An 816-nucleotide genomic window follows, 5' to 3' on the forward strand; every position below is an offset into this window, starting at 1 on the left:
TTATTTGCATCTAAAAAGCGAGAGATAATTTCTCCTGATTTCCGGGTTGCGAAAAAGTTCATTGGTAACGTGAGTACATGTTTGAAGTATTGAAGCATCACAGCCATACTCATACGCTGACCCAATACAACTAAGAGATAACTCCGACTATATTCGAATAATACACGAAACAAATAGACTACAATAAGTCCCATTGAAACAATGTTTAACGTGGACTTTGCTTGATTAGGAATAAAGTAATCTAACAGTCCTTGAAAATAATAAGAACTACCAATACCAAAAAGAGTAATAAAGAGAGAAGCTAAAACGATATGGAACACCAATCCTTTTTGGCGCCAAATAATGGGCAAAAAAGAACTTAATCCTGCCACTTTTTCTCGAGTAGGCGAATACGATTCTTTTGGTGTTGGTAAAAGTAATATACCTGTCCACTCTTTAGAAAACTCTTTAATTGTTTTTTTGATTTTTCCTTTCGTTGGATCAGGATCGGCAATCAATAATGTTTCCCCTTTTATTTCATATACAACAACATAATGCATGTATTTATTATCAATTAGCACGTGGGCAATTAAAGGTAATGGTAAATCTTTTTCTTTCCAAACCTCATTGTCGGCTTGAATAACAGGAGAATCAAAGCCAATTTTTTCTAAGTTTTTTTTTAAACCAAGAGCAGAAGTTCCTTCTAAATCTGTCCCTGATAATTCACGTAATTTATGAATAGGAATTTCTGATTTATAGTGTTTTAAAATCATGGCGACACAGGCAACACCACAATCTCTTTCGTCTTGTTGATAAATAATTTTTTTCATAACATCC

1 protein-coding gene is annotated in these 816 nt (G+C 33.5%); it reads right to left on the reverse strand.

Annotated features, from left to right (window positions below; genetic code table 11):
- The coding region (locus tag KQI94_RS16165; protein ID WP_253296190.1) for a cysteine peptidase family C39 domain-containing protein at positions 1-809 on the reverse strand (809 nt) is incomplete at its 3' end.
- Between the last annotated feature and the right edge of the window lie 7 nt (positions 810-816).

It is taken from the genome of Enterococcus sp. S183_ASV_20 (assembly GCF_018919685.1).
In the GTDB taxonomy this organism is placed as follows: domain Bacteria; phylum Bacillota; class Bacilli; order Lactobacillales; family Enterococcaceae; genus Enterococcus; species Enterococcus faecalis.